Here is a 23,059-nt window from a genome sequence, read left to right on the forward strand (position 1 = left end):
TTCGGGATAACAGTCCGGGAATCATTAGGTACCGCGCGGTTTGGCGCGGCTCGTGGCGGCGGCGAGAAGCGGGTTCTCCGGCCAGACATGCCTGGGATAACGGCCGCGCATGTCTGTCCTCACATCGGCCCAGGAGCCGCGCCAGAAGCCGGGCAGGTCGCGCGTCGTCTGGATCGGCCGGTGCGCCGGTGACAGCAATTCGAGCGTCAGCGGCACAGTGCCGTTGGCGATCGCGGGATGCCGGTCGAGGCCGAACAGCTCCTGTACGCGGATCGCCAGCACCGGCCATTCGCCGTCATAGCGGATCGGCAGCCGACTGCCCGACGGCGCGTCGAAATGGGTCGGCGCCAATGTGTCGATCTTGCGCTGCAATTCGTGCGGTACCAGCGTCATCAGGCCTTGCGAAAGCACGCTGGGATCGATCGCGGCAAAGGATGCGGCACCGGAAAGGAACGGCAGCAGCCAGTCGTCGAGGCGCTCGACGAGCGCCGCATCGGAGACATCGGGCCATGGCGCACCGAGGCCGCGATGCAGCCAGCCGAGCCGCTGCCGCAACGTCTCCGCTTCCCTGCTCCACGACAGCAGCGACAGGCCGTGTTCGCGCAAGGCGTCGAGAATGGCGCTGTCTGCGTCGGCACCGGTCGGCGCCGGCAGCATGCGTTCGGACAACGTGATGGCGCCGAGCCGAACCGTTTCGCGCACCCGCACCGCGCGCCTATCGCGGTCGAAGCTCACCTCGCGGCGAGTCTCGATCTTTTCCGCCAGCGCGGTGCGGATGTCGGCCTCGTCGAGCGCCGCCGCCGCGGTGATGCGGGCGTTCTGCGCCTTACCCTGCAGATCGGCGACGACGAGCCAGGTCTCGCCGGCCAGCGGGTCGGAGGCGTCGAGCATGACGCCGGAGCCGTTGGCAAGCACGAAGCGGCCACGCTCGCCGCGCGCTTTAGCGACCCGGTCCGGCCAGGCATGGATGAGGAGAGCGCCGGCGGTGCTGCCCTCTCCCTTGAGGGGAGGGTCGATCCGCGTAGCGGACCGGGGTGGGGTCGGTTCGGGCACGCCATCGGCGACCCCGCCGCGTCTCCCTCGTCTCGCTGCGCTCGGCTCGCTCGCCGACCCTCCCGTCGAGGGGGAGGGTGAAGCCTGCTTTGCCAACCTCTCGGCCAGCTGCCGGGCAGCGGTGGCACGCGGCGATCTTTCGGCATGAAAGCGCATCAGCCGCCGTTCGAGATCGGCACCATCGCCGCCAAGGCCGCGCTCGGTGAGCAGCATGGCCAGCATCGCCGCCTCGAGCGCCTGGCCGGTCCTTGCCGCCTCGGCGACCATGTGGGCGAGCCGGACCGGCAGAGCCAGCTTGCGCATCGCGGCACCGGCCTCCGTCAAGCGCCCTGCCGCATCGACGGCATCGAGCGCGCGCAGCAGCGCCCTTGCCTCGTTGAGCGCCGGAGCCGGCGGGGGGTCGAGGAAGGACAGGCTCGTCGGATCGGCAACGCCGAACGCCGCGCAATCGAGCAACAGGCCGGAGAGATCGGCTTCGAGGATTTCCGGTGGCGTGAAGGCCGGCAGTGCCGCTGTCTGCTCGGCCCGCCACAGCCGGATAGCGACGCCCGGCTGTGTGCGCCCGGCCCGGCCGGCGCGCTGGTCGGCGGAAGCGCGGGAAGCACGCACCGTCTCCAGCCGCGTCAGGCCGCTGGCCGGCTCATAGCGCGGCAGCCGCGACAGGCCGGAATCGATGACGACGCGCACGCCGTCGATGGTGATGGAGGTTTCGGCGATCGACGTCGCCAGCACGACCTTGCGACGGCCGGGCGGCGCCGGCTTGATCGCTGCGTCCTGCGCCTTGTTGTCGAGCATGCCATAGAGCGGCACGATGTCGGTGTCGGCGCCGACCTTGCCCGCCAGCCGCTCGGCGGTGCGCTCGATCTCGCGCTGGCCAGGCAGGAAGGCAAGCACGCTGCCCTCCTCCCCGGCAAGCGCCGAGCGGATCGCCCTTGCCATGGCATCCTCGATGGTGACGCCGGCCGGCCGCTCGTCATAGCGGATGTCGACCGGAAAGGCGCGGCCTGCGCTCTCGATCACCGGCGCGCCGGACAGCAATTTTGCGACACGCGCACCGTCGAGCGTCGCCGACATCACCAGCAATCTGAGGTCGGGCCTCAGCGCACTTTGCACGTCGAGCGCCAGCGCCAGCCCGAAATCGCCGTCGAGCGAGCGTTCGTGGAACTCGTCGAACAACACCGCCGCGACACCGGGCAGCTCGGGATCGTCGAGGATCATGCGGGACAGCACGCCTTCGGTGACGACGAGAATCCTGGTCTTTGCGGAAGTGCGGTTTTCCATGCGCATGGCATAGCCGACGGTTTCACCGGGCTCTTGGCCGAGCAATTCGGCCATGCGGCGGGCGGCAGCGCGGGCGGCGAGGCGGCGCGGCTCGAGCAGAATGATTTTTCCGGCGCCGAGCCATTCGGCGTCGAGCAGCGCCAGTGGAACCAGCGTCGTCTTGCCGGCACCGGGCGGCGCCACCAGCACGGCGCTATTGCCATGGCCGAGCGCTTCATTGAGCGCCGGCAAGGCAGCGGAGACCGGCAGGTCCGGCAAAGGTTTTGTGGTCATTGTCCCAAGGATGTGCAGCCAGTTGGCAGCGACCGCATATCAGCGGTGGCGGTCGCGGCGCAACCTCGGCGCCGACTCAAAGCCTGGTCCGCGAAAACGGGTTCCAGCGCACGGTGCCGAGCCGCACCTCCTCGCGCACCATCGTCAGCAGACCGGAACCGCCGACCACGGCCAAGCCGACCAGCGACAGAAAATCCGGATATTCCCTGAAGAACAGCGCACCTAGAACCACCGCCCAGACGATTTGCGAATAATGCGTTGGCGCGATGCGGTTGGCCGGCGCGTATTTGACCGCCAGCAGATGCAGCAACTGACCGCCGGCGGTAAAGGCGCCGGCCAGCACCAGCCACGCCCATTGCCTGCCATCCGGCAGCGAGAACGAGGTAGCCGCCGCACCGACGCCGTTGAAGAGCAGGCCGTAGCCGATCAGCACGCCGAGCATCGTCGTGCGCTTTTCCTGCGCGGCGAGCGAACGCATCAGGATGACATTGGTGGCGGCCAGGAAGGCGATGATGAACGCCGCCAGATGACCAAGATGCAACTCGCGAAACCCAGGCTTGACGACCAGCATCACCCCGGCAAAGCCAGCGACGACCGCCAGCCACCGCCATGGGCCGACCTTCTCTTTGAGGACGAGCGTGGCCAGGATGGTGACGAACAGCGGCGCCAGGAAGATCAGCGCATAGACTTCCGCCAGCGGGATGGTGGTGAAGGCGTAGACGCTGAGCACGCCGGAGGCGATGCCGGCCCAGGCGCGGGCCTGTACGGCCCAAGGCCGTGTCGTGCGCCAGAAATCGCGCCAACGCTCGCCTGGCGGCCTGGCAAAGAGCAGAAAGCAGCCGGCAAACAATGTCGAGAAGAAGCCGATCTCGAAGACGTTGAACTGCCCGCCCAGGCTTTTGACAACCGCGTCGCTGCACGAATAGCTTGCATAGGCGATGAGAGCGAGCAGAATTCCGTTGGGCACGTTTTCCATTTCCGGGAGGGATGAGAGTGAAGATATTGGCGCTTGGCGCGCATCCGGACGACATCGAGATCTTCATGTTCGGTACGATGGCCGCCTATGCCGCGCAAGGCGCAGAACTCTTTTTTGCCGTAGCCACGGATGGCGCCAGGGGCGGCTACGGCGATCCGGCCGCGCTTGCCCGCACGCGCCGCAAAGAGGCGACGGCGGCGGCCGGTCTGCTTGGCGTGACGCCGCGCTTCATCGATTTTCCCGATGGCGCGCTGGTGGCGGACGCCGCCCTGATCGCGGCGCTGAAAGCACTGATCGGCGAGATAGGGCCGGATCTGGCGATCACCCATGCGCCGAACGACTATCATGGCGACCACCGCGCGCTATCGGATAGCGTGCGCATCGCAGCGTCATTCTCGGTGCCGGTGCTGCATGCCGACACGCTCGGCGGCACCGGGTTTTCGCCAACGCACTACGTCGATATCTCCAGGCATTTCCATCTCAAGGCGGAGGCGATCCGGGCGCACCAGTCGCAGGATCCCGAGCGTTTCGTCGACGCGGCGCGCACGCAGAACGCCTTTCGCGCCGGCCAGTGCAACGGCCCAGCCGGATCGTTCGCCGAGGCCTTCCGCTTCGAGCCGGTCTTCCCCTTCGCCGATATCCGCGCGCTGCTGCCGCCGGCCCCAGTGATCCGTCCGGTGGCGGTCAGCAACAAGACGGTGACCTAGGCAGGTCGCCGCAACTTCTCACGTTGCTTTCCTATCCAGCATGCTGCGGTGCAGCAATGAATTCGCTTGCCTTGTTTAGTAAAAATTGCATCACTAAACAAATTACTAAACATCCGACGTGTTGCCGCGCCGTTGTGTTTAGGCCCCGGAGGAGGGGTTTAGCGGGCTCTTGAAACCGTCATCCGGACGCGTTTCGCAAATGGGAGGAAGGCATGAAATCGACCTTGAAACTGGCGTTGGGACTGGCATCGACACTCCTCGCGTCGACAGCCGTTTCGAACGTCGCGCAGGCAGAAGATCTGACGCTTTGCTGGGCAGCCTGGGACCCGGCTAACGCGCTCGTGGAATTGTCCAAGGACTTCACCAAGGAAACCGGCATCGGCATGAAATTCGAATTCGTGCCGTGGACCAACTATGCCGACCGCTTTCTCAACGAGCTGAATTCGCACGGCAAGCTGTGCGACATGATCATCGGCGACAGCCAGTGGATCGGCGGCGCCGCCGAGAACGGCCATTACGTCAAGCTGAACGACTTCTTCGACAAGGAGAAGATCAGCATGGACGATTTCGTGCCGGCGACTGTCGTCGGCTACTCGGAATGGCCGAAGAACTCGCCGAATTACTGGGCGCTGCCGGCTATGGGCGACGTCGTCGGCTGGACCTATCGCAAGGACTGGTTCTCCAAGCCGGAACTGCAGAAGGAATTCAAGGAGAAATACGGTTGGGATCTCGGCCCGCCGACAACCTTCGACCAGCTGAGGCAGATCGCCGAATTCTTCCAGAAGCGCGAGATCGACGGCAAGACCGTCTATGGCGCGTCGATCTACACCGAGCGCGGCTCGGAAGGTATCACCATGGGTGCCATGGACGTACTCTACAGCTTCGGCTTCCAGTATGAAAATCCGAAAAAGCCCTACGAGATGGAAGGTTTCGTCAACTCCGATAAATCGGTGAAGGGCTTGGAGTTCTACAAGGCGCTCTATGATTGCTGCACCCCTCCCGGCGCCTCGAACAGCTACATGGGCGAAGGCGTCGACGCCTTCAAATCCGGCCAGGTGGCGATGCACATGAACTTCGCCTTCACCTGGCCAGGCCTGCAGAAGGACGAAAATGTCGGCGGCGACAAGATCGGCTATTTCGTCAATCCCAAGGGTCCCGACGGCGACCAGTTCGCCCAGCTCGGCGGCCAGGGCATCTCGGTGGTCTCCTATTCCGACAAGCAGGAAGCCGCGCTCAAATACATCAAATGGTTCGCCAACAAGGACGTGCAGTCCAAATGGTGGTCGCTCGGCGGCTATTCCTGCCTCAACGCGGTCGTCAAGGACCCGGGCTTCCCGGCCAGCCAGCCTTATGCGCAGACCTTCCTCGACTCTATGGCCATCGTGAAGGATTTCTGGGCCGAGCCGAGCTACGCACCGCTGCTGCAGGCATCGCAGAAGCGCTTCCACGACTATGTCGTTGCCGGGCAAGGCTCGGCCAAGGACGCCCTCGACGGCCTCGTCAAGGACTGGACCGAGGTCTTCCAGGACGATGGGAAGATGTAACCGGGGCAAGATGTAACCGGCTCCTCCCGAGCCCATGACCGAACCGTCCCGTGCCGCCCTTGGCACGGGACACAGTTCAGATAAATTCCATTGTCGAGACGATCCAAGTGACCGAAGCAGGACTGACCATGCTCAATCGGACTGCGGACAGCGTTGCCCGGGCTACGCCCGAGCCGTTGGCCCGCAAGGTCCGGGGCATCAGCGACAAGGGCCTCGCCTGGCTGTTCATCTCGCCGACGATCCTGTTGCTTTTAGCCATCAACATCTTCCCGCTGTTCTGGGCGATCTATCTGTCCTTCACCAATTTTCGCGCCAATCGTCCCAATGAGGTGGTGAAGAACCTGGGGCTCGCGAACTACAAGCGCATTCTCGCCGACCAGGACATCTGGATCGCCATGCAGACGACAGCGCATTTCGTGTTCTGGACCATCCTGCTGCAGACGCTGATCGGCTTTACGCTGGCCTGGCTGATCGACCGCAAGTTCCGTGGGCACGCCTTCTGGACGACCATCATCCTGGTGCCGATGATGCTGTCGCCGGCGGTGGTCGGTAATTTCTGGCGCTTTCTCTACGAGCCGCAGATCGGGTTGTTCGCCTACGCCGTCTCGTTCGTCACCGGCATTCCGGCAACGCAGATCAGCATGCTCTCCAACGTGTCGCTGGCGCCATGGTCGATCATCATCGTCGACACCTGGATGTGGACGCCTTACGTGATGCTGATCTGCCTCGCCGGCCTGCGCTCGATCCCCGAATACATCTACGAAGCGGCCGAAGTCGACCGCGCCTCCAACTGGCGGCAGTTCTGGTCGATCACGCTGCCGATGGCGCTGCCCTTCATCATGCTGGCGGTGCTGTTCCGCGGCATCGAGAACTTCAAGATGTTCGACATGGTCAATTTGCTCACTGGCGGCGGGCCGGGATCGACCACCGAAGTGGCCTCGATTACGCTGAAGCGGCAGGCCTTCGAAAGCTGGCGGACGGGCTATTCCTCGGCCTTCGCCATCATCCTGTTCGTCGCGGTGTTCGGCCTGGCCAATATCTACGTCAAGGCGCTCAACAAGGTGAAGCAGAGATGAGCCTGACGTCAGCCCATTCGGTCGTCGCACCATCGGCCACGTCGAAGCGCGTCGCCGGCACGATTATCGTCGCCTACGCGCTGATCTCGATCGTGCCGCTGCTGTGGATCTTCGCGACAAGCTTCAAGACGCCGCCGGATTCGATCGCCTATCCGCCAAAGATCCTGTTCCAGCCCAGCGTTGAGGGCTACTGCAACCTGTTCACGACGCGGACAAGGCAGACTCCGGAATACATCAACTCGCTGGGGCCGGCGACGGGCCTTTGCGACGAGACGGTGCGCAAGCGCAACATGGTGATCGCCGGCCCTTCGAACTTCATGCCGCGCTTCGTCAATTCGCTGATCATCGCCTTCGGCTCAACCTTTTGCGCAGTGTTCCTCGGCACGCTGTCGGCCTACGGTTTTTCGCGCTTCAAGGTGCCGCTCGCCGACGACCTTTTGTTCTTCATCCTGTCGACGCGGATGATGCCGCCGATCGCTGTCGCCATCCCAATCTACCTGATGTATCGCGAGCTTGGCCTGTCGGACACGGCTCTCGGCATGATCCTGCTCTATACGGCGGTTAACGTGTCGTTGGCAGTGTGGCTGCTGAAAGGCTTCATCGACGAGATCCCGCGCGAATATGAAGAAGCGGCGATGATCGACGGCTACACCAGGCTGCAGGCGTTCTGGCGCACGGTACTGCCGCAGGCGACCACCGGTATTGCCGCAACCGCCATCTTCTGTCTGATCTTTGCCTGGAACGAATATGCTTTCGCTGCGCTACTGACCTCGGGCACGGCGCAGACCGCGCCGCCCTTCATCCCGACCATCATCGGCGAAGGCGGCCAGGACTGGCCGGCGGTCGCGGCCGGTACGACGATCTTCCTGGTGCCGATCCTGGTCTTCACTATCCTGCTTCGCAAGCAATTGCTGCGCGGCATCACCTTTGGCGCGGTGCGCAAATGAACCTGACCGCAAAACGCAAATCGCGCTGGCCCGTTTGGGCCAGGCGCGGGCTGATGGAAAACGTCGCCACCGCGATCATCGCGATCGGCTTCCTGATGCTGTTCCAGCCCTTCGCACTGGCGCTCTACACCTATTCCTTCATCACCATGCTTGCCGGCACGGCGATGTTCATCATCGTCTCGAAATTTCCGGAGTAGACGATGGCCGAGATCAGGATCGAACATCTGAGGAAGGCTTTCGGCGATTTCGTCGCCGTGCAGGATTCCAACTTCGTCGTCGAGGACGGCGAGTTCTTCGTCATGCTGGGGCCGTCGGGCTGCGGCAAGACGACGACGCTTCGCATGATCGCCGGGCTCGAACTGCCGACCGGCGGCAAGATCCTGCTTGGCGGCGAGGACGTCACCATGCGGCGTGCCCGCGAGCGCGACATCGCCTTCGTCTTCCAGCTGTTCGCGCTCTATCCGCACATGAATGTGAGAAAGAACATCGGCTTTCCACTTCTGGCGCAAGGCATGCCAGGCGCTGAAATCCGGAGCCGAGTGGAAGAGACGGCGAAGCTCTTGCGGATCGACCATCTGCTCGACAAATCCGTCTCCGGGCTTGCCGGCGGCGACCGCCAGCGCGTGGCGCTCGGCCGCGCCATCGTGCGGCGGCCAAAGTGTTTCCTGATGGACGAGCCGCTCGGCACGCTCGACACCGAATTCCGCGACCTGATGGTCCATGAGCTGCGCGAATTGCACAACCGCATCCACGCCACCACCGTCTATGTCACGCACGACCAGATGGAAGCGATGTCGATGGCCGACAAGATCGCGGTGATGAACCATGGCGTCATCGAGCAGTTCGGCACGCCGCGTGAGATCTACGACCGGCCGGCGACGATGTTTGTCGCCGACTTCATCGGCTCGCCGCCGATGAATTTCCTCGGCTTCGGCGGCGGCCTTTCAAAGGGCGCCAAGGAAATTGTTGTGCAAGGCGCGAAGGTGGCCGTGCCGGAAGTGCGCGAGGATGTTGCACCGGCCGAGATGGCGCTTGGCATCCGACCGGAGCACATCCGCTTCGACGACGCCTCGAAGCTGCGCGGCGCCATTTACGGCACCGAGTATCTCGGTACCACGCAGATCGTGGCGGTGGAGACGGCAGACGGCATCATCAAGGCCAGGGTGCCGGCCGAAATCCGGCTCAATCCGGGCGATCATGTCGGCCTGGCGCTGAGCAGCGCGCGGCTGTCGCTGTTCGCAAAAGGATCCGGCCGTGCGGTGCGCACCGAAATCCATGAGTCGGCCTCCCAGGGGAGAGCGCATGATGGCTGACGTTCACATCAAAGGCGTGACCAAGGTTTTTGGCGAGCATGTCGCCGTCGACAATCTCGACCTGCATATCGCCGACGGGGAATTCGTCGTGCTGCTCGGGCCGACCGGCGCCGGCAAGACGACGACGCTCAGGCTGATCGCTGGGCTGGAGCGGCCCGAAGCGGGCTCGATCCATATTGCCGGCCACGACACGACGACGCTGTCGCCGGCCGAGCGCGACACCGCTTTCGTGTTCCAGCAATATTCGCTCTATCCGCATCTGTCGGTCTACGACAACCTCGCCTTTCCGCTACGCTCGCCGGCGCGCAAAATGCCGGAGGATCAGATCCGCCGCCGCGTCGAGGACGTGGCCAAGATGGTGCGCATCCACCACAAGCTGAATAATCGCTCGACCAAACTGTCGGGCGGCGAGATGCAGCGCGTCGCCATCGGCCGCGCTCTGGTGCGCAAACCGTCGATCTACCTGATGGACGAGCCGCTGTCGTCGCTCGACGCCAAGCTGCGCGCCGATCTCAGGCTCGAGCTGAAGCGCATCCAGGCCGAACTCGGCGCTACAATGCTCTACGTCACACACGACCAGATCGAAGCGATGACCATGGCCGACCGCATCGGCATCCTCGCCGACGGCGTGCTGGTGCAGATCGGTTCGCCGCGCACGATCTATTCTGAGCCGGCAAACCTTCACGTCGCGGCAAGGCTAGGCCAACCGGCCATCAATTTGTTGCCGGTCGGACTGCTGCCGGATGGCGGCGCGCCGGCGGGAACCAAGACGATCGGAGCGCGCACCGAACATCTTTCGATCGAGAAGGCGGCGAACGGCCATGCCGACGGCGTCGTCGATTGGGTCGAGCATCTCGGCGACCAGAACCATCTGCACGTGACGGTGGGGACCAAGAAGCTGGTGACGCTGACCGACCCCGACACCGACCTGGCGCAGGGCGACAAGATCATGATCCGCTATCGCTCGCCGCTGTATTTCGGCGCCGATGGGCGACGGCTGATGTGAGCGCTGCGCGAGTGTTTTCCTGGCACCTTTCAACCGGCAATTTCGGGCACCGGACTGGACCAATTCGATGAAGCATTTTTTCAATCGCAGGGATACGATCGTAACTGAGGCACTGGACGGCTTTCTCGGCACGACCGGCGCCGGCGATCTCGCTCGCCTCGACGGCTATCCCGAAATCAAGGTCGTCCTCCGTGCGGACTGGGATAAGAGCAAGGTCAGCATCATCTCCGGCGGCGGGGCCGGGCACGAACCCGCGCATGCCGGCTTCGTCGGCGTGGGCATGCTGACGGCGGCAGTATCAGGCGAGATCTTTGCTTCGCCGAGCGTGGAAGCAGTATTGGCCGCCATCCGCGCGGTAACCGGTCCCGCCGGGTGCCTGCTGATCGTCAAGAACTACACCGGTGATCGCCTCAACTTCGGCTTGGCAGCCGAGAAGGCGCGCGCCGAAGGCTTCCGCGTCGAGATGGTGATCGTCGCCGACGACATTGCCCTGCCGGATATTGCCCAGCCGCGTGGCGTTGCCGGCACCTTGTTCGTGCACAAGATCGCCGGCCACCTGTCGGAAGCCGGCAACGATCTGGCGACGGTTGCCGCTACGGCGCGGGCCGCGGCGGTGGACATCGTTTCACTCGGCATATCGCTGTCGTCCTGCTCGATCCCCGGCCAGAGCCATGACGAAAGATTTGGCGCCGACGACGCCGAACTCGGCCTCGGCATCCATGGCGAACCGGGCGTTGAGCGGATTGCGGTGCAAAGTGCCGAAAGGCTGGTTGCGATCATGTCGGAGCGCCTTGCCGCGCGGCTCGATCCCGCCAGTGACTACGCCTTGCTGATCAACAATCTCGGTTCGGTGCCGCCGCTGGAAATGTTGCTTGTCACCAATGCGGTGTTGGCTTCACCGCTGGCACGAAAGGTGACGCTGACGATCGGGCCCGGGCAGCTTATGACGGCGCTCAACATGAACGGCTTTTCCCTGTCGCTGATCCGGCTCGATGCGCCTCGCGAAGTAGCCTTGCGGGCGCCGGTCGGCCCTCACGCCTGGCTGCCGGCAAGAGCCGTTCGCCCAGTGAGCGTCGTGCCGGTGGCCAAAGCCACCAGCCCGAACAACGCGTCAAAAGCCAGCCAGGATGCACGCACCGAGCAGTTGGTTGTCGCGGTCTGCGAACGGCTGATCTCGCTTGAAGGCGCGTTGAACGGACTGGATGCCAAGGCGGGAGACGGCGACACCGGATCGACTGTGGCGGCCGGTGCGCGGAGCGTGCTTAGCCGCCTTGAGACACTGCCGCTCGCCGACCCTGCCGCAACGCTCGCCACCGTCGGCGACATCCTGAGTACCAGCATGGGCGGCTCCAGTGGCGTGCTGCTGTCGATCTTCTTAACCGCCGCCGCGCAGGCGTCGAAATCTGGCGAAACGCTTCCCAAGGCGCTTCTCGTCGGCCTGGATCGGATGTCCTTCCATGGCGGAGCGAGGGTCGGCGATCGCACGATGATCGATGCCCTGGAACCCGCCTTGAGGGCGTTGGATAGCGGCAGTCTGGAGGACGCGGCGGTCGCGGCGCGACGCGGCGCCGAGGCCACCGCGGCCATGCGCAAGGCCAAGGCCGGGCGGTCCGCCTATATTGGCAGCCAGCTCGACGGCGTGGTCGACCCCGGCGCCTTTGCCATCGCCGAGGTCTTCACTGCCCTCGCTGCGTTGCTCGAACCCGCTTGACTGGGGAAAAGAATGCTTCAATTGCCGGATATGCAATTTTCTCGTACTGCCGGCAGCGCGGAGGCCAGGAGCATGGGTGATATGGCGGTAGCGGATCTTTCTAGGCTAATCGAGGCGGCGGCAAACACCATCGCCGCCCATGCCGAAGAGCTGACCGGGCTCGACCAGGCGATCGGCGACGGCGACCATGGGCTCAACATGAAACGCGGCTTCGAGGCCGTGCGGGCCGAGGCCGGCGCGTTCGCGGCAAAGCCGTTGCCCGAGGCGCTGAAGGCGGTCGGCACCAAGCTGGTGATGACCGTCGGCGGAGCCTCCGGACCCCTGTTCGGCACGCTGTTCATGGCGCTCGGCAAGGAGATTTCCGCCGCGCCGGATCGCGCCAATCTGGCTGCGGCCTTCGGCAAGGCGATTGAAGCGGTGGCCGCCAGAGGCAAGTCGCAGGCCGGGCAAAAGACCATGCTCGACGTACTGCAGCCGGTGCATGAAGCGCTGGTGCAGGGAAAGACGGCAGCGGACATCGCCGAGGTCGCTGACAACGCAGCCGAGGCGACCGTGCCGATGAAGGCGTTGCGTGGGCGCGCCTCCTTCCTTGGCGACCGTTCGATCGGTCATATGGATGCCGGCGCACGCTCGACCGCGCTTCTGGTGCGGGCCGTAGCCGAGATAATCGAGAGGCGCGCATGAGCAATGTCGGCATCGTCATCGTATCGCATTCGCCGCTGGTCGCCGAAGGCACCGCCGATATGGTGCGGCAGATGGTCGGCGACGAAGTGCCGCTTGCATGGTGCGGCGGAAACGGCCATGGCGGGCTGGGAACCAATGTCGAGGCGATCATGGGCGCCATCGACAAGGCCTGGTCGGAGGCGGGTGTCGCCATCCTCGTCGATCTCGGCGGCGCCGAGACCAATAGCGAGATGGCGGTCGAGATGATCGGCGAACCACGCGCCCAGAAGATCATCGTCTGCAATGCGCCGATCGTCGAAGGCGCGGTGATGGCGGCGACCGAGGCTTCCGGCGGCGCCTCGCTCAGGGAAGTGGTAGCGACGGCGCACGAATCGTCGCCGTCGTGAAACGAACGGGAATTTTGACAAGCATGTCCGCAGCAGCCGAAGCCAGCGTCCTGATCACCCATGAGGTAGGCCTGCATGCGCGTCCTTCGGTGAAGTTCACCAAGCTTGCCAAGACGTTTTCGGCCGAGGTCGAAGTGGCGGTCGCCGCCAACGGGCCGTGGTACGACGCCAAGAGCATCGTCAAGGTGATGGCGGCCAAGGCGCCAAAAGGCACTGTGCTGCATATCCGAGCCAGAGGCGACGGCGCCGGCGAGGCGGTCGACGCGCTGGTCGAGCTGGTGCGGCGCGATTTCGAGGAGGGCAAGGACCATGCCCGAACCGCTTAGGCTGCAGGGCATTTCGGCATCGGCCGGCTATGCCGAGGGGCCGCTGTTCGATCTGGACCAGGCCGCTGTACGTTATGTTCGCAAGGCGAGTGCCGCGGACGAGAAGGCGGCGCTTGAGGCCGCCATCTCCATTGCCGCAGGCCGGCTCGCGATATTGATCGAAACCAGCGACAGCGAGGCGGCCGGGATCCTCGAATTCCAGCTCGCCATGCTGGAGGACGACGCGCTGACCGGCCCGGCTTTTTCGCACATCGCCGAGGGCATGGCTGCTGATGTGGCTTGGCGAACAGCGCTCGACGCCGAGATGGCCGGCTACGAAACATCCGAGCAGGACTATTTCCGGGCGCGCGCGGCCGATATGCGCGATATACGCGACCAGGTGCTACGCGCGCTGACCGGGGGCGGCGACATTGCCGCGCCGGCGGGTGCGATCTTGTATGGCGAGGATATCGCACCGACGCGCTTCCTCGAGACCGACTGGAGTGCCGGCGGCGGCATCGCGCTTAAGGCCGGAAGCGCCGCAAGTCATGTCGCAATGCTGGCACGCTCGCGCGGCGTGCCCATGGTGGTGGGGCTTGGGCTCGTGGGGCGTGGGGTAGCCGGGCCTGGTGCTTCGCCGGCTCACCTTGCCGGAATCGCACTGCTCGATGCCGAACATGGCGGCATCGTGTTGGGGCCTTCGAAAGCGGAGATCGACGCGTTCCGGCGATCGTCGTCGTCTTTCGCGGCGCATCGCGGCAAAGCGGCAGCCTATCTGACAAGGCCGGCGGCAACGAAGACCGGCATAGCGATCGGGGTGCAGGTGAATATCGCCGATCCGTCCGATGTAGACAGCATCGATGTCGCGACGTGCGACGGTGTCGGGCTGATGCGGACCGAATTCCTGTTCGGCAAGACGCTGCCGGACGAGGAGACGCAATATCACGCCTACCGCAAAGTGCTGGAATGGGCCAGCGACAGGCCGGTAACAATCCGTACCGTCGATGCCGGCGGCGATAAGCCTGTGCCGGGTCTGACCGTCGAGGAAGGTAATCCATTCCTTGGCCTGCGCGGGATCAGGCTGTCGCTGGCGCGCCCAGAGGTCTTTCGCGTGCAGATCCGCGCCTTGCTCCGCGCCGCCATGCACGGCAATCTGAAGGTGATGTTCCCGATGATCGCCGTTCCGGAAGAGTATGAACGCGCCACCGCGCTGTTCGCTGAGGAGCAGGCTGACCTTTTGGCGCGCGGCATCGCGCAAAAAATGCCGCCACTTGGCATCATGGTCGAGGTGCCTTCGGTGGCGATTGCGCCGGAGGCATTCGCCAGGGCCGCCTTCTTCTCGATCGGTTCGAACGATTTGACCCAATACGCGATGGCCGCCGCTCGCGATAACATTTCGGTCGCACATCTGAATTCCGTCAGGCACCCGGCCGTACTCCGGCTGATCGCGTCGGTTGCCGCCTTCGGGCGCGAGCATAATATCCCGGTCAGCCTGTGTGGCGATGCCGGCGGCGACCCCGCCTCGATCCCGGCGCTGCTCGAAGCCGGCCTGCGTGACCTCTCCGTCGCTCCCGCCCAACTCGCGATGGCCAAGGCGGCCATCGCGGACGTTTGGATCTAGGCCCGGCATGTCAGACAAGGCGTCGCAATCCGGCCCCGAAGAGGCGATCCGCGCCTACAAGACGATCCTGTCCCAGGTGATCGATCAGCGCCCGTCCGGCATGCGCCAGCGCCTCGCCGACGCGCTGGGCAAGCATCGCAGCTTCGTCACGCAGATTTCCAGCCCGGCCTATTCGACGCCGATCCCGTCGAAGCATTTGCCGGCTATCTTCTCCGTCTGCCATTTCAGCCCGGCCGAACGCGATCATTTCCTCGAAGCCTACCATCGGGCGCATCCGGGAAAGATGTCGCTGGCTGCAGGCATGCGCAAGACACGCCATGTCTCGCTGATCGTTCCCGATTTCGGCGACGACAAGCAGAACGCGGCGCTCGACCGGGCGGTCAATGATTTCATCCAGAAGATCACCAGCATCGCCGGCAAGGGCAGCTGACGCTGGGCTATTTCGGGAGGACAGCCATGAAGAAATTTCTGAATTCCGTCGACACGGTGCTGACCGAGAGCCTCGACGGCTTCGTTGCCGCGCATGCCGATATCCTGGCGCTTGGCGAGGAGCACAAATTTGTCCGCCGCAAGGGGCTCAAGCCGGGCAAGGTGGCGTTGATCTCCGGCGGCGGCTCGGGTCACGAACCGCTGCATGGCGGGTTCGTCGGGCACGGCATGTTGGATGCCGCCTGCCCCGGCCAGGTGTTCACCTCGCCGACGCCGGACCAGATGATGGCGGCGGCTGAAGCCGTCAATACGGGCGCCGGCTGCCTGTTCATCGTCAAGAACTACGAGGGCGACGTAATGAATTTCGACATGGCCGCTGAAATGTCGGAAGGCGTGATGCAAATCGTGACCAATGACGACGTCGCGGTCGAAAACTCGTCCTACACCACCGGCCGGCGCGGCGTCGCCGGTACGCTGGTGATCGAGAAAATCGTCGGCGCGGCGGCCGAACAAGGCATGCCACTGGAGTCTTTGAAGGCGCTGGGCGAGCGCGTCAACGGCGCAACGCGCTCGATGGGCGTGGCGCTGACCAGTTGCACCGTGCCGGCGGCGGGCAAGCCGACCTTCGACATCGGCGACGGCGAGATGGAGTTCGGGGTCGGCATCCATGGCGAGCCCGGAAGGCGGCGCGACACGTTGAAGAGCGCCGACGCTATCGTCGAGGAGATCTGTACCGCGATCCTCGGCGATCTGGGCGACGGCGCCAAAGGCCGGGCGCTGCTCTTCGTCAACGGCTTTGGCGGCACGCCGCTGATGGAGCTTTATCTGATGTACAACAGCGCCCGCAAAACCTTCGAGAAGCACGGCGTGACCGTGACCCGGTCGCTGGTTGGGTCCTATGTGACTTCGCTCGACATGGCCGGCTGCTCGATCACGCTGAGCATGTTCGACGCCGAGACGGCAGTGTTTTGGGATGCGCCTGTGCACACCGCCGCGCTGCGCTGGGGCATGTAGCGGCGGAGAATGCCCCAGAAATAGTCGGTGATAAGACCGACAGCAGCAGCGTGGTGCATCGCCAGACTGTTGTCCTCCTCACCCTAGGTAAGATAAGGGACTCAGCGGGCTTGCGGAGTTGGGGCATGCGTTACAATTGGGACCGGGCGCCGACAGGTTTCGAGCGTCATGGGAAAATGCTGGCAGCCGCCTTGCTGATCGCCGGCGGGGTTGGCCTCATGCTCGCTGCGCTGCCGCTTTAGGAATCAACTCGAGTAGCAGATTATTTCTCAGCGGGTTGTCTCAACGCGCCTGCCCTGTCACGGCTATGAAACGGCGGTCACGCCCTTCAAATCCCTGGCTGAAACGCTGCACGAGTACGACAAGCACGCCTGCTTTGCGGTCGGGGGTGAATGCGTAAGATTCCGACAGGCTGTAAGAAGTCGGGCAATTCCTCGAACCCGGCACCGCCCTGTCCTCATGCAGCAGCTTGATCGGCTTGCCGTCCTGACCCTGCAGCGTCAGGCGAAAGCCGAGCGCCTTGCCGGTCGTTTCGCCTTGCTGCGTCCTGTCGAAACTCGATGAACAATCCGCCGTGCTGTCGGCAAGGATCTGGTCGAGCTGAATGGTCGAGATGCCAAGCTCGTCATAAGTCGGCCAAAGCCATTTCTGCGAAACCTGCTCGAGGCGCGCAATGTCGTTGTAGGCGACCATGTCGTCGGGAAAAGTGAATTTGTCGAAGCCCGTCCGCTCGCCGCGCAGTGCGATGGCATATTTGGCCAGCAAGGGCGCTGCCAGCTCGGCGGCCTGTGCCCTTGCCTGCGCAAGTGTCAACGTAGAATCCTCCGTCTCGTCGACGATGAGGATCGGCTTGCCGCCGACGAATTGATCGGTGCGGGTGTCGATGATTTCGATCTCCGACCAGCCCGAATCCGAAGCACCGGCATCGAGCGTGCCGTACTGCTCGAAGGCGAAATAGTTACCGTCGGGCGAAAAGCCGACGATGCGCCGTGCCGCCGCATCGCCGGCCTGAGCAGCTGAAGCGAGTGCGAACGCCAGCGTCGCAACGACGGCAAATCCAAGCTCGTATCGCAGTTTCATCGCGCCCTGCCCCCAATGTCGAAAATTCGGCCGTATCAGCCCCGCAGGCCACGACGACCCTGCATTTGCGGCCGAATTAGACCGACGGCAAACGAAAAGCACAAATACATGGTTACAGAAAGCAGCATACGCTATTTCAAGGACAGCAAACATTCCTGGGGAGGAAGCTGGATGGCGTCACGCTACCACGAGGTCTATGATGGCTGGAAACGCGACCCGGAAAAATTCTGGGCCGATGCCGCCGGCGCAATCGACTGGTTCTCGCCCTTCGAGACCGTGTTCGATGCCAATGCCGGCGTCTATGGCCGGTGGTTCAATGGTGCCTCGTGCAACACCTGCTTCAATGCCGTCGATCGTCATGTGGCGGACGGCCGCGCCGACCAAATAGCGCTTATTCATGACAGCGCGATTTCGGGCACAATCAAGAAATTCACCTATGCCGAGTTGAAGCGCGAGGTGGTCGCACTGACCTCGGTACTCAAGAATCGCGGCATCCAAAAAGGCGATCGCGTCATCATCTACATGCCGATGGTGCCGGAAGCAGCCTTCGCCATGCTTGCCTGCGCGCGGATCGGCGCCGTGCATTCAGTGGTCTTCGGCGGTTTTGCCTCACATGAGCTCGCCACGCGCATCGACGATGCCAAGCCGAAGCTGATCATCTCGGCGTCCTGCGGCCTGGAGCCCGCGCGTGTCGTTGCCTATAAGCCGCTGCTCGACAAGGCGATCGAGATGTCGCGGCACAAGCCCGAAGCCTGCCTCATCCTGCAGCGCGACCAATTGCGCTGCGAGCTCAGGGAAAACTACGACATCGACTATGCCGACGCTGTGGCGCGGGAGCGGGCCGCGGGTGCCAATGTCGACTGCGTTCCGGTGCTTGCCACCGATCCGCTCTACATCATCTACACGTCCGGCACGACCGGCCAGCCAAAGGGCATCGTGCGCGACAATGGCGGCCACATGGTCGCGTTGAAATGGTCGATGGAAAACGAGTTCGGTGTGAAACCCGGCGAAGTGTTCTGGGCGGCTTCGGACGTCGGCTGGGTGGTCGGCCATTCCTATATCGTCTACGGCCCGCTACTGCATGGCTGCACGACGGTGCTGTTCGAAGGCAAGCCGGTCGGCACGCCCGATGCCGGCACCTATTGGCGTGTGATCGCTGAGCATGGCGTCGTCGCGTTGTTCACCGCGCCAACCGCCTTCCGCGCCATCAAGGGACAGGACCCGAGGGGCGAGTTCGTCCCGAAACACGATCTGTCCCGGTTCCGCACGCTGTTCCTTGCCGGCGAGCGCGCCGATGCGGAAACCATCAAATGGGCCGAGCAGAAATTGAACGTGCCGGTGATCGACCACTGGTGGCAGACCGAGACCGGTTCGCCGATGACCATCAATCCCGCCGGACTGGGCCTGCTGCCTGTCAAATACGGCTCGCCCGGCATGCCGATGCCCGGCTACGACATTCGCGTGCTCGACGATGCCGGGCATGCGGTCAAGCGCGGCACACTGGGCAACGTTGTGGTCAAACTGCCATTACCGCCCGGCTGTCTGCCGACGCTGTGGAATGCCGACGAGCGGTTTCGCCAAGCCTATCTCGAGGAGTTCCCCGGCTTCTACAAAACGGCGGATGCCGGCATGATGGACGAGGACGGCTATCTCTATGTCATGGCCCGCACCGACGACATCATCAACGTCGCCGGCCACCGGCTGTCGACCGGCGCCATGGAGGAGGTGTTGGCCGCGCATCCCGACGTTGCCGAATGCGCCGTCGTCGGCATCGCCGATGCTATGAAAGGCCAGGTTCCGCTCGGCTTCGTCGTGCTGAATGCCGGCGTCGACCGCGACGCGGGCATCATCGAAAACGAGGTGGTCGCGCTGGTGCGCGAACGGATCGGCCCGGTCGCCGCCTTCAAGACGGTGGTGACGATCAAGCGCCTGCCGAAGACGCGCTCCGGCAAGATCCTGCGCGGCACTATGCAGAAGATCGCCGACAAGGAGAAATGGAGCATGCCGGCGACGATCGACGACCCCGCCATCCTCGACGAGATCACCGCCGCGCTGAACGGCCGTGGCATCGGCCTGTAGGACGCCGAAGCCGAGTTGCGTCCGAAGCTCCGGTATGGAACGACCGGTGCCAGACATGGTATCCACGCGCTGCGTCGCCATGCTGTTTCGAGATCGAGGCGCATTCATAGCCATACGAGACGCCATTCGTGACCCTGTTCCAGCGATCGAGAAAGCCCCGGACCGTGGCGCGCCAGCGGCTCGAGATGGATCTGCAGGACACGGTCGTCTATGCGATCGGCGACGTGCATGGCTGCTATAAGGAGCTTCGCTCCCTGGAGCAGAACATCCTGGTCGATTCTGCGTCTTTCGAAAGGCGTAAGCTCATCATCATGCTCGGCGACTACGTCGATCGTGGCCCCCAGTCGGCGCGCGTGCTCGATCATCTGCTGGCGCCGCCACTCCAAGGCTTCCAGCGCATCTGCCTTGCCGGCAACCACGAAGTCGTGATGCTGAACTACCTCGACGGGATCATTTCGAGAGAGTCGTGGCTGGCGATAGGTGGCCTGCAAACGCTGTTTTCCTACGGCGTTGATCCGTCGCGCATGGCCGATCTCTACGGTTCAAGCGAGGAGGTCGACCGGCGCATTCGGGAGATCATTCCAGCCGGCCATGTCAGCTTCATGCGTGCGCTGCCGGTCATGGTCTATTCGGCCAAATTCGTGTTCGTACACGCCGGCATCAGGCCCGGCATCGAGCTGGCCGCGCAAGACGAGGACGACCTGCTCAACATCCGCTCGGAGTTCTTCGAAGCCGCGCATCTTCTCGAACGTTATGTCGTGCACGGGCATACGCCGGTCGACATTCCGAAGCTCGAGGGACGCCGGCTTGGCATAGACACCGGCGCCTTCCAAACCGGCCAGCTGGCCGCCCTCAGGATCGTCGACAACCGCGCGAGGCTGATATTTTCCTAGAGCGGGAAGGTCTCAAGCCGTCTGCTCATGAGTGGGTGTAAAGCGCTGGGTTGTCTTGCTCGCTCGGACGCCAGCAGCGTCGCATATCCCAACCGTGATGGCTTAAAACACTGCGAGGTACTTCAGCAGCGAAATGATGCCAATAATGATCACGACAATCTGGGCAATCTGACGAGTGCGACCATCAAGCGGCAGCCGATTGACCAGATACAGCACCAGAATGATGACAAGGAAAGTGATCAGAATGCTGATCAACGGAGTGCCGGCCATTGTCCCTCACTGTATGAAACGTAGAAAAAAGCCAGCACACCGCGTCGAGTGAAGATTGCCCATGCTTGTTCGAGCCGTAGCACCTGACAAGTGATTCGAACAGCCTGGCTGGCGGTGTCGAAGGCTGTCTGGCACGCCACAGAACCTTAACCTCTTTAAATCGTTCTATCCTTCCATTTTCCGCCATAACGTTTACAGCAATAGCCTGTGGTTCCCCGATCATCGAAGCGGCCAAACTGCTGCAAAGCTTCGACAGATAAGAACCAACCTCGATTTCGTCGGCACCGGTTGAGGCATGGAGATGCCGCTGCACTTCTGCTACCGACAGCACGCGTTGATGGGCATCCTTCAGGTGCTGCCGCGTTTCATCTGAGGTGACGGACCGAGCCTTCAGCAGCAAAATGCTGGCGATGATCTGCAAGCTGTTGGCGACCCGGTGCTCCATTTCGCGCAGCAGCACATCCTTCTGCCGCAGCAGGTCTTCGGTGCGGCCGAGAAGTTCTTCCTTTTCCCTTTCTATGGCGCGGCGCGCCGTGATGTCATTGAAGGCGAGCAGGATGGTCGCGGCTGAACTGTGGTCGTAAAGGACCTTCCGCGCGTTGAGCAGCATCGTGCGCCGGCCGATATCGGGGAAATCATGCTCGACCTCGAAGCCGTCCATGGCGGTCTTCTCGGGAATGATCGTCTCCAAGAGCAGGTGAAGCGCTGGAATGTCCCACTGGCCGTCGCCCAGCGCGTAGAGCAGCGAGCCGTGCGTCTGCTCGGGGTCGACCCTGAAGGTCTGATAGAAGGAGTGGTTGGCCGCCAGCACGCGAAAGTTCTCATCGAGAACGAGGAAGGGTTCGACCATCGTATTGACGATGGCCTGCGCCAGCGTCTGCGCGTCTTCGATATTCGCAATGGGATGAAACATAGGCTTCGAGGCCAATCCAGGGGCTGTTTCCCCTTGATTTTCTTTCTACCGGGTCGCCAAGCACCTGTTGCGAATTGAATCGGCCTGACACGAGTGAGCGGCCGGTCCGTGCGCACAATTGTTTTAGGAATGGCCTTAGGACACCCGAGGCACTAACACCGGCTCGATGATTCCAGCACTCGACCTCCCGGAAAATACTCTCGAGCTCGACGATGATGCGCTGTTGGATGTCGTGCAGCGGCAGACGGTGCGCTATTTCTGGGAAGGCGCGCATCCCGTCAGCGGTCTTGCCCGCGACCGGCAAAAGACCACAGGTGATCCTGCCAACGATCTGGTGACGATCGGGGGGGCCGGTTTTGGCATTGCAGCCATCATCGTTGCGGTCGAGCGGGGATGGATCGACCGCACCGCGGCTTTGCTGCGATTGCACGGCATGCTCGATTTCCTGGAGAACTCCCCGCGCTACCACGGCGTTTTTCCGCATTTTATCAACGGGCGAACTGGTGCGACGATCCCGTTTCGTCGCAAGGACGACGGCGCTGATCTCGTCGAAACCACCTTCCTGTTTCAGGGTCTGATTTGCGCCCGTGAGTATTTCGCCGGGATGACAACTGGCGAAGTGCGCCTGCGCCAGCGCGTGGACGCGCTGTTGCTACAGGCCGAATGGAACTGGTTTACACGCGGCGCTCGGCAACTCATGTGGCATTGGAGCCCTAATTTTGGCTGGGCGATGGACAGCCCGATCAGGGGTTGGAACGAATGCCTGCTCACTTTCGTGCTGGCGGCGGGATCGGCGCGCCACCCTATTGATCCGGGAATCTATCACGAGGGTTTTGCTGTAGGACCTGGCTTTCGAAACGGGCGCGACCATGACGGGATCGTGCTGCCGTTGGGAATGAATTCTGGTGGCCCACTCTTCTTTTCGCACTATTCTTTCTGCGGGCTCGATCCCCGGGGCCTAAGTGACCGCTACGCCGATTACTGGCAACAGAACGTCAGTCATACGCAGATCAATTATCGGCATTGCGTTCGCAATCCCCATAGCCATTTGGGATATGGACCGGACTGCTGGGGTCTGACCGCGAGCCATGGGCCGCGAGGATACGTCGCGCATGCACCCGACAGGGACTTTGGCGTGATCACTCCGTCTGCTGCCCTGTCGAGCTTTCCCTATGCCCCGGCGGAGGCGATGCGCGCACTGCGTGGCTTCCTGGGCAAGCCTCGAAAACGCATATGGGGCCGCTTCGGCTTTGTTGACGCGTTTTGCGAAAGCCGCAACTGGTACTCCCGAACCTATCTGGCGATCAATCAGGGGCCGATCATCGCGATGATCGAGAACCATCGTACAGGGCTGTTGTGGCGGCTTTTCATGAGGGCGCCGGAAGTGCGCAGAGGCTTGGAGAGGCTTAGCTTCATCAGCAAGCATCTCAGAATGTCAACACCCTGATAGATCTTTGCGACGCCGGGTGATTCCGCTTCGGTGCAAAAATGCTCGAAA

Annotated in this window: 22 protein-coding genes; 17 read left to right on the forward strand and 5 right to left on the reverse strand. The window is 63.1% G+C overall.

Going from position 1 to position 23,059, the window contains the following annotated elements; translation table 11 throughout:
- Positions 1 to 24: 24 nt before the first annotated feature.
- Both hrpB and NKH43_RS23710 read right to left on the reverse strand, forming a co-directional pair.
- A complete protein-coding gene (gene hrpB / locus NKH43_RS23705; protein WP_352860114.1) occupies positions 25 to 2,607 on the reverse strand; it encodes an ATP-dependent helicase HrpB in 2,583 nt (860 codons plus the stop codon).
- Positions 2,608 to 2,683: 76 nt separating this feature from the next.
- Complete coding sequence (locus NKH43_RS23710; RefSeq protein WP_352860115.1) at positions 2,684 to 3,574, reverse strand: DMT family transporter; 891 nt, start codon at positions 3,572 to 3,574, stop codon at positions 2,684 to 2,686.
- A gap of 26 nt (positions 3,575 to 3,600) precedes the next feature.
- Here NKH43_RS23710 and NKH43_RS23715 point away from each other — a divergent pair, with 26 nt between their 5' ends.
- From NKH43_RS23715 to dhaK, 14 genes are all read left to right on the forward strand, one after another.
- Entirely contained in the window at positions 3,601 to 4,290 is a 690-nt protein-coding gene (locus tag NKH43_RS23715) for a PIG-L deacetylase family protein (protein ID WP_352860116.1), read from the forward strand.
- Positions 4,291 to 4,502: 212 nt separating this feature from the next.
- Complete coding sequence (locus NKH43_RS23720; protein ID WP_023717957.1) at positions 4,503 to 5,834, forward strand: ABC transporter substrate-binding protein; 1,332 nt, start codon at positions 4,503 to 4,505, stop codon at positions 5,832 to 5,834.
- Positions 5,835 to 5,962: 128 nt separating this feature from the next.
- Positions 5,963 to 6,910: a carbohydrate ABC transporter permease gene (locus tag NKH43_RS23725; RefSeq protein WP_302893612.1), complete on the forward strand. Its 948-nt coding sequence runs from the start codon at positions 5,963 to 5,965 to the stop codon at positions 6,908 to 6,910.
- Positions 6,907 to 7,857 carry a carbohydrate ABC transporter permease gene (locus tag NKH43_RS23730; protein ID WP_023717959.1) on the forward strand — a complete coding sequence of 317 codons (951 nt, stop codon included), beginning with the start codon at positions 6,907 to 6,909 and terminating at the stop codon, positions 7,855 to 7,857. The genes NKH43_RS23725 and NKH43_RS23730 overlap by 4 nt, the downstream gene beginning before the upstream one ends.
- The gene (locus NKH43_RS23735; RefSeq protein WP_023717960.1) at positions 7,854 to 8,054 is read left to right on the forward strand and encodes a hypothetical protein; all 201 of its coding nucleotides are present in this window, start codon (positions 7,854 to 7,856) and stop codon (positions 8,052 to 8,054) included. Before NKH43_RS23730 ends, NKH43_RS23735 begins: the two co-directional genes overlap by 4 nt.
- 3 nt (positions 8,055 to 8,057) lie before the next feature.
- Positions 8,058 to 9,170, forward strand: a complete 1,113-nt coding sequence (locus NKH43_RS23740; protein ID WP_352860117.1) for an ABC transporter ATP-binding protein — start codon at positions 8,058 to 8,060, stop codon at positions 9,168 to 9,170.
- On the forward strand, positions 9,163 to 10,176 hold the full coding sequence (locus NKH43_RS23745) for an ABC transporter ATP-binding protein (RefSeq protein WP_023717962.1): 1,014 nt from the start codon (positions 9,163 to 9,165) through the stop codon (positions 10,174 to 10,176). The genes NKH43_RS23740 and NKH43_RS23745 overlap by 8 nt, the downstream gene beginning before the upstream one ends.
- A gap of 67 nt (positions 10,177 to 10,243) precedes the next feature.
- Complete coding sequence (locus NKH43_RS23750) at positions 10,244 to 11,887, forward strand: dihydroxyacetone kinase subunit DhaK (protein WP_352860118.1); 1,644 nt, start codon at positions 10,244 to 10,246, stop codon at positions 11,885 to 11,887.
- A gap of 81 nt (positions 11,888 to 11,968) precedes the next feature.
- Entirely contained in the window at positions 11,969 to 12,571 is a 603-nt protein-coding gene (gene dhaL, locus NKH43_RS23755; protein WP_352860119.1) for a dihydroxyacetone kinase subunit DhaL, read from the forward strand.
- Positions 12,568 to 12,957, forward strand: a complete 390-nt coding sequence (gene dhaM / locus NKH43_RS23760) for a dihydroxyacetone kinase phosphoryl donor subunit DhaM (RefSeq protein WP_352860120.1) — start codon at positions 12,568 to 12,570, stop codon at positions 12,955 to 12,957. The genes dhaL and dhaM overlap by 4 nt, the downstream gene beginning before the upstream one ends.
- Before the next feature lie 23 nt (positions 12,958 to 12,980).
- Entirely contained in the window at positions 12,981 to 13,283 is a 303-nt protein-coding gene (locus NKH43_RS23765; protein WP_352860121.1) for an HPr family phosphocarrier protein, read from the forward strand.
- The gene (ptsP, locus tag NKH43_RS23770; RefSeq protein ID WP_352860122.1) at positions 13,267 to 14,883 is read left to right on the forward strand and encodes a phosphoenolpyruvate--protein phosphotransferase; all 1,617 of its coding nucleotides are present in this window, start codon (positions 13,267 to 13,269) and stop codon (positions 14,881 to 14,883) included. The genes NKH43_RS23765 and ptsP overlap by 17 nt, the downstream gene beginning before the upstream one ends.
- Before the next feature lie 7 nt (positions 14,884 to 14,890).
- A complete protein-coding gene (locus NKH43_RS23775) occupies positions 14,891 to 15,313 on the forward strand; it encodes a hypothetical protein (RefSeq protein ID WP_023717968.1) in 423 nt (140 codons plus the stop codon).
- A 26-nt stretch (positions 15,314 to 15,339) separates the two neighbouring features.
- Positions 15,340 to 16,326, forward strand: a complete 987-nt coding sequence (dhaK, locus tag NKH43_RS23780; RefSeq protein ID WP_352860123.1) for a dihydroxyacetone kinase subunit DhaK — start codon at positions 15,340 to 15,342, stop codon at positions 16,324 to 16,326.
- A 282-nt stretch (positions 16,327 to 16,608) separates the two neighbouring features.
- On the opposite strand, the gene NKH43_RS23785 is transcribed toward dhaK, so the two are convergent.
- Positions 16,609 to 17,406 carry a DUF2259 domain-containing protein gene (locus NKH43_RS23785; RefSeq protein ID WP_352860124.1) on the reverse strand — a complete coding sequence of 266 codons (798 nt, stop codon included), beginning with the start codon at positions 17,404 to 17,406 and terminating at the stop codon, positions 16,609 to 16,611.
- Between the two features lie 171 nt (positions 17,407 to 17,577).
- Here NKH43_RS23785 and NKH43_RS23790 point away from each other — a divergent pair, with 171 nt between their 5' ends.
- On the forward strand, positions 17,578 to 19,485 hold the full coding sequence (locus NKH43_RS23790; protein ID WP_023717972.1) for a propionyl-CoA synthetase: 1,908 nt from the start codon (positions 17,578 to 17,580) through the stop codon (positions 19,483 to 19,485).
- Positions 19,486 to 19,613: 128 nt separating this feature from the next.
- Complete coding sequence (locus NKH43_RS23795) at positions 19,614 to 20,378, forward strand: metallophosphoesterase family protein (RefSeq protein WP_352640700.1); 765 nt, start codon at positions 19,614 to 19,616, stop codon at positions 20,376 to 20,378.
- A 102-nt stretch (positions 20,379 to 20,480) separates the two neighbouring features.
- On the opposite strand, the gene NKH43_RS23800 is transcribed toward NKH43_RS23795, so the two are convergent.
- Together NKH43_RS23800 and NKH43_RS23805 are read right to left on the reverse strand one after the other, a co-directional pair.
- Positions 20,481 to 20,633, reverse strand: a complete 153-nt coding sequence (locus tag NKH43_RS23800) for a Thivi_2564 family membrane protein (protein WP_352860125.1) — start codon at positions 20,631 to 20,633, stop codon at positions 20,481 to 20,483.
- A complete protein-coding gene (locus tag NKH43_RS23805) occupies positions 20,563 to 21,561 on the reverse strand; it encodes a sensor histidine kinase (protein ID WP_352860144.1) in 999 nt (332 codons plus the stop codon). The genes NKH43_RS23800 and NKH43_RS23805 overlap by 71 nt, the downstream gene beginning before the upstream one ends.
- A 166-nt stretch (positions 21,562 to 21,727) precedes the next feature.
- Here NKH43_RS23805 and NKH43_RS23810 point away from each other — a divergent pair, with 166 nt between their 5' ends.
- Positions 21,728 to 23,008 (forward strand): glucoamylase family protein, encoded by a 1,281-nt coding sequence (locus NKH43_RS23810; protein WP_352860126.1) that lies wholly within the window; start codon positions 21,728 to 21,730, stop codon positions 23,006 to 23,008.
- The last annotated feature ends 51 nt before the right edge of the window (positions 23,009 to 23,059 follow it).

It is taken from the genome of Mesorhizobium sp. M1163, assembly GCF_040318415.1.
Classification (GTDB): domain Bacteria; phylum Pseudomonadota; class Alphaproteobacteria; order Rhizobiales; family Rhizobiaceae; genus Mesorhizobium.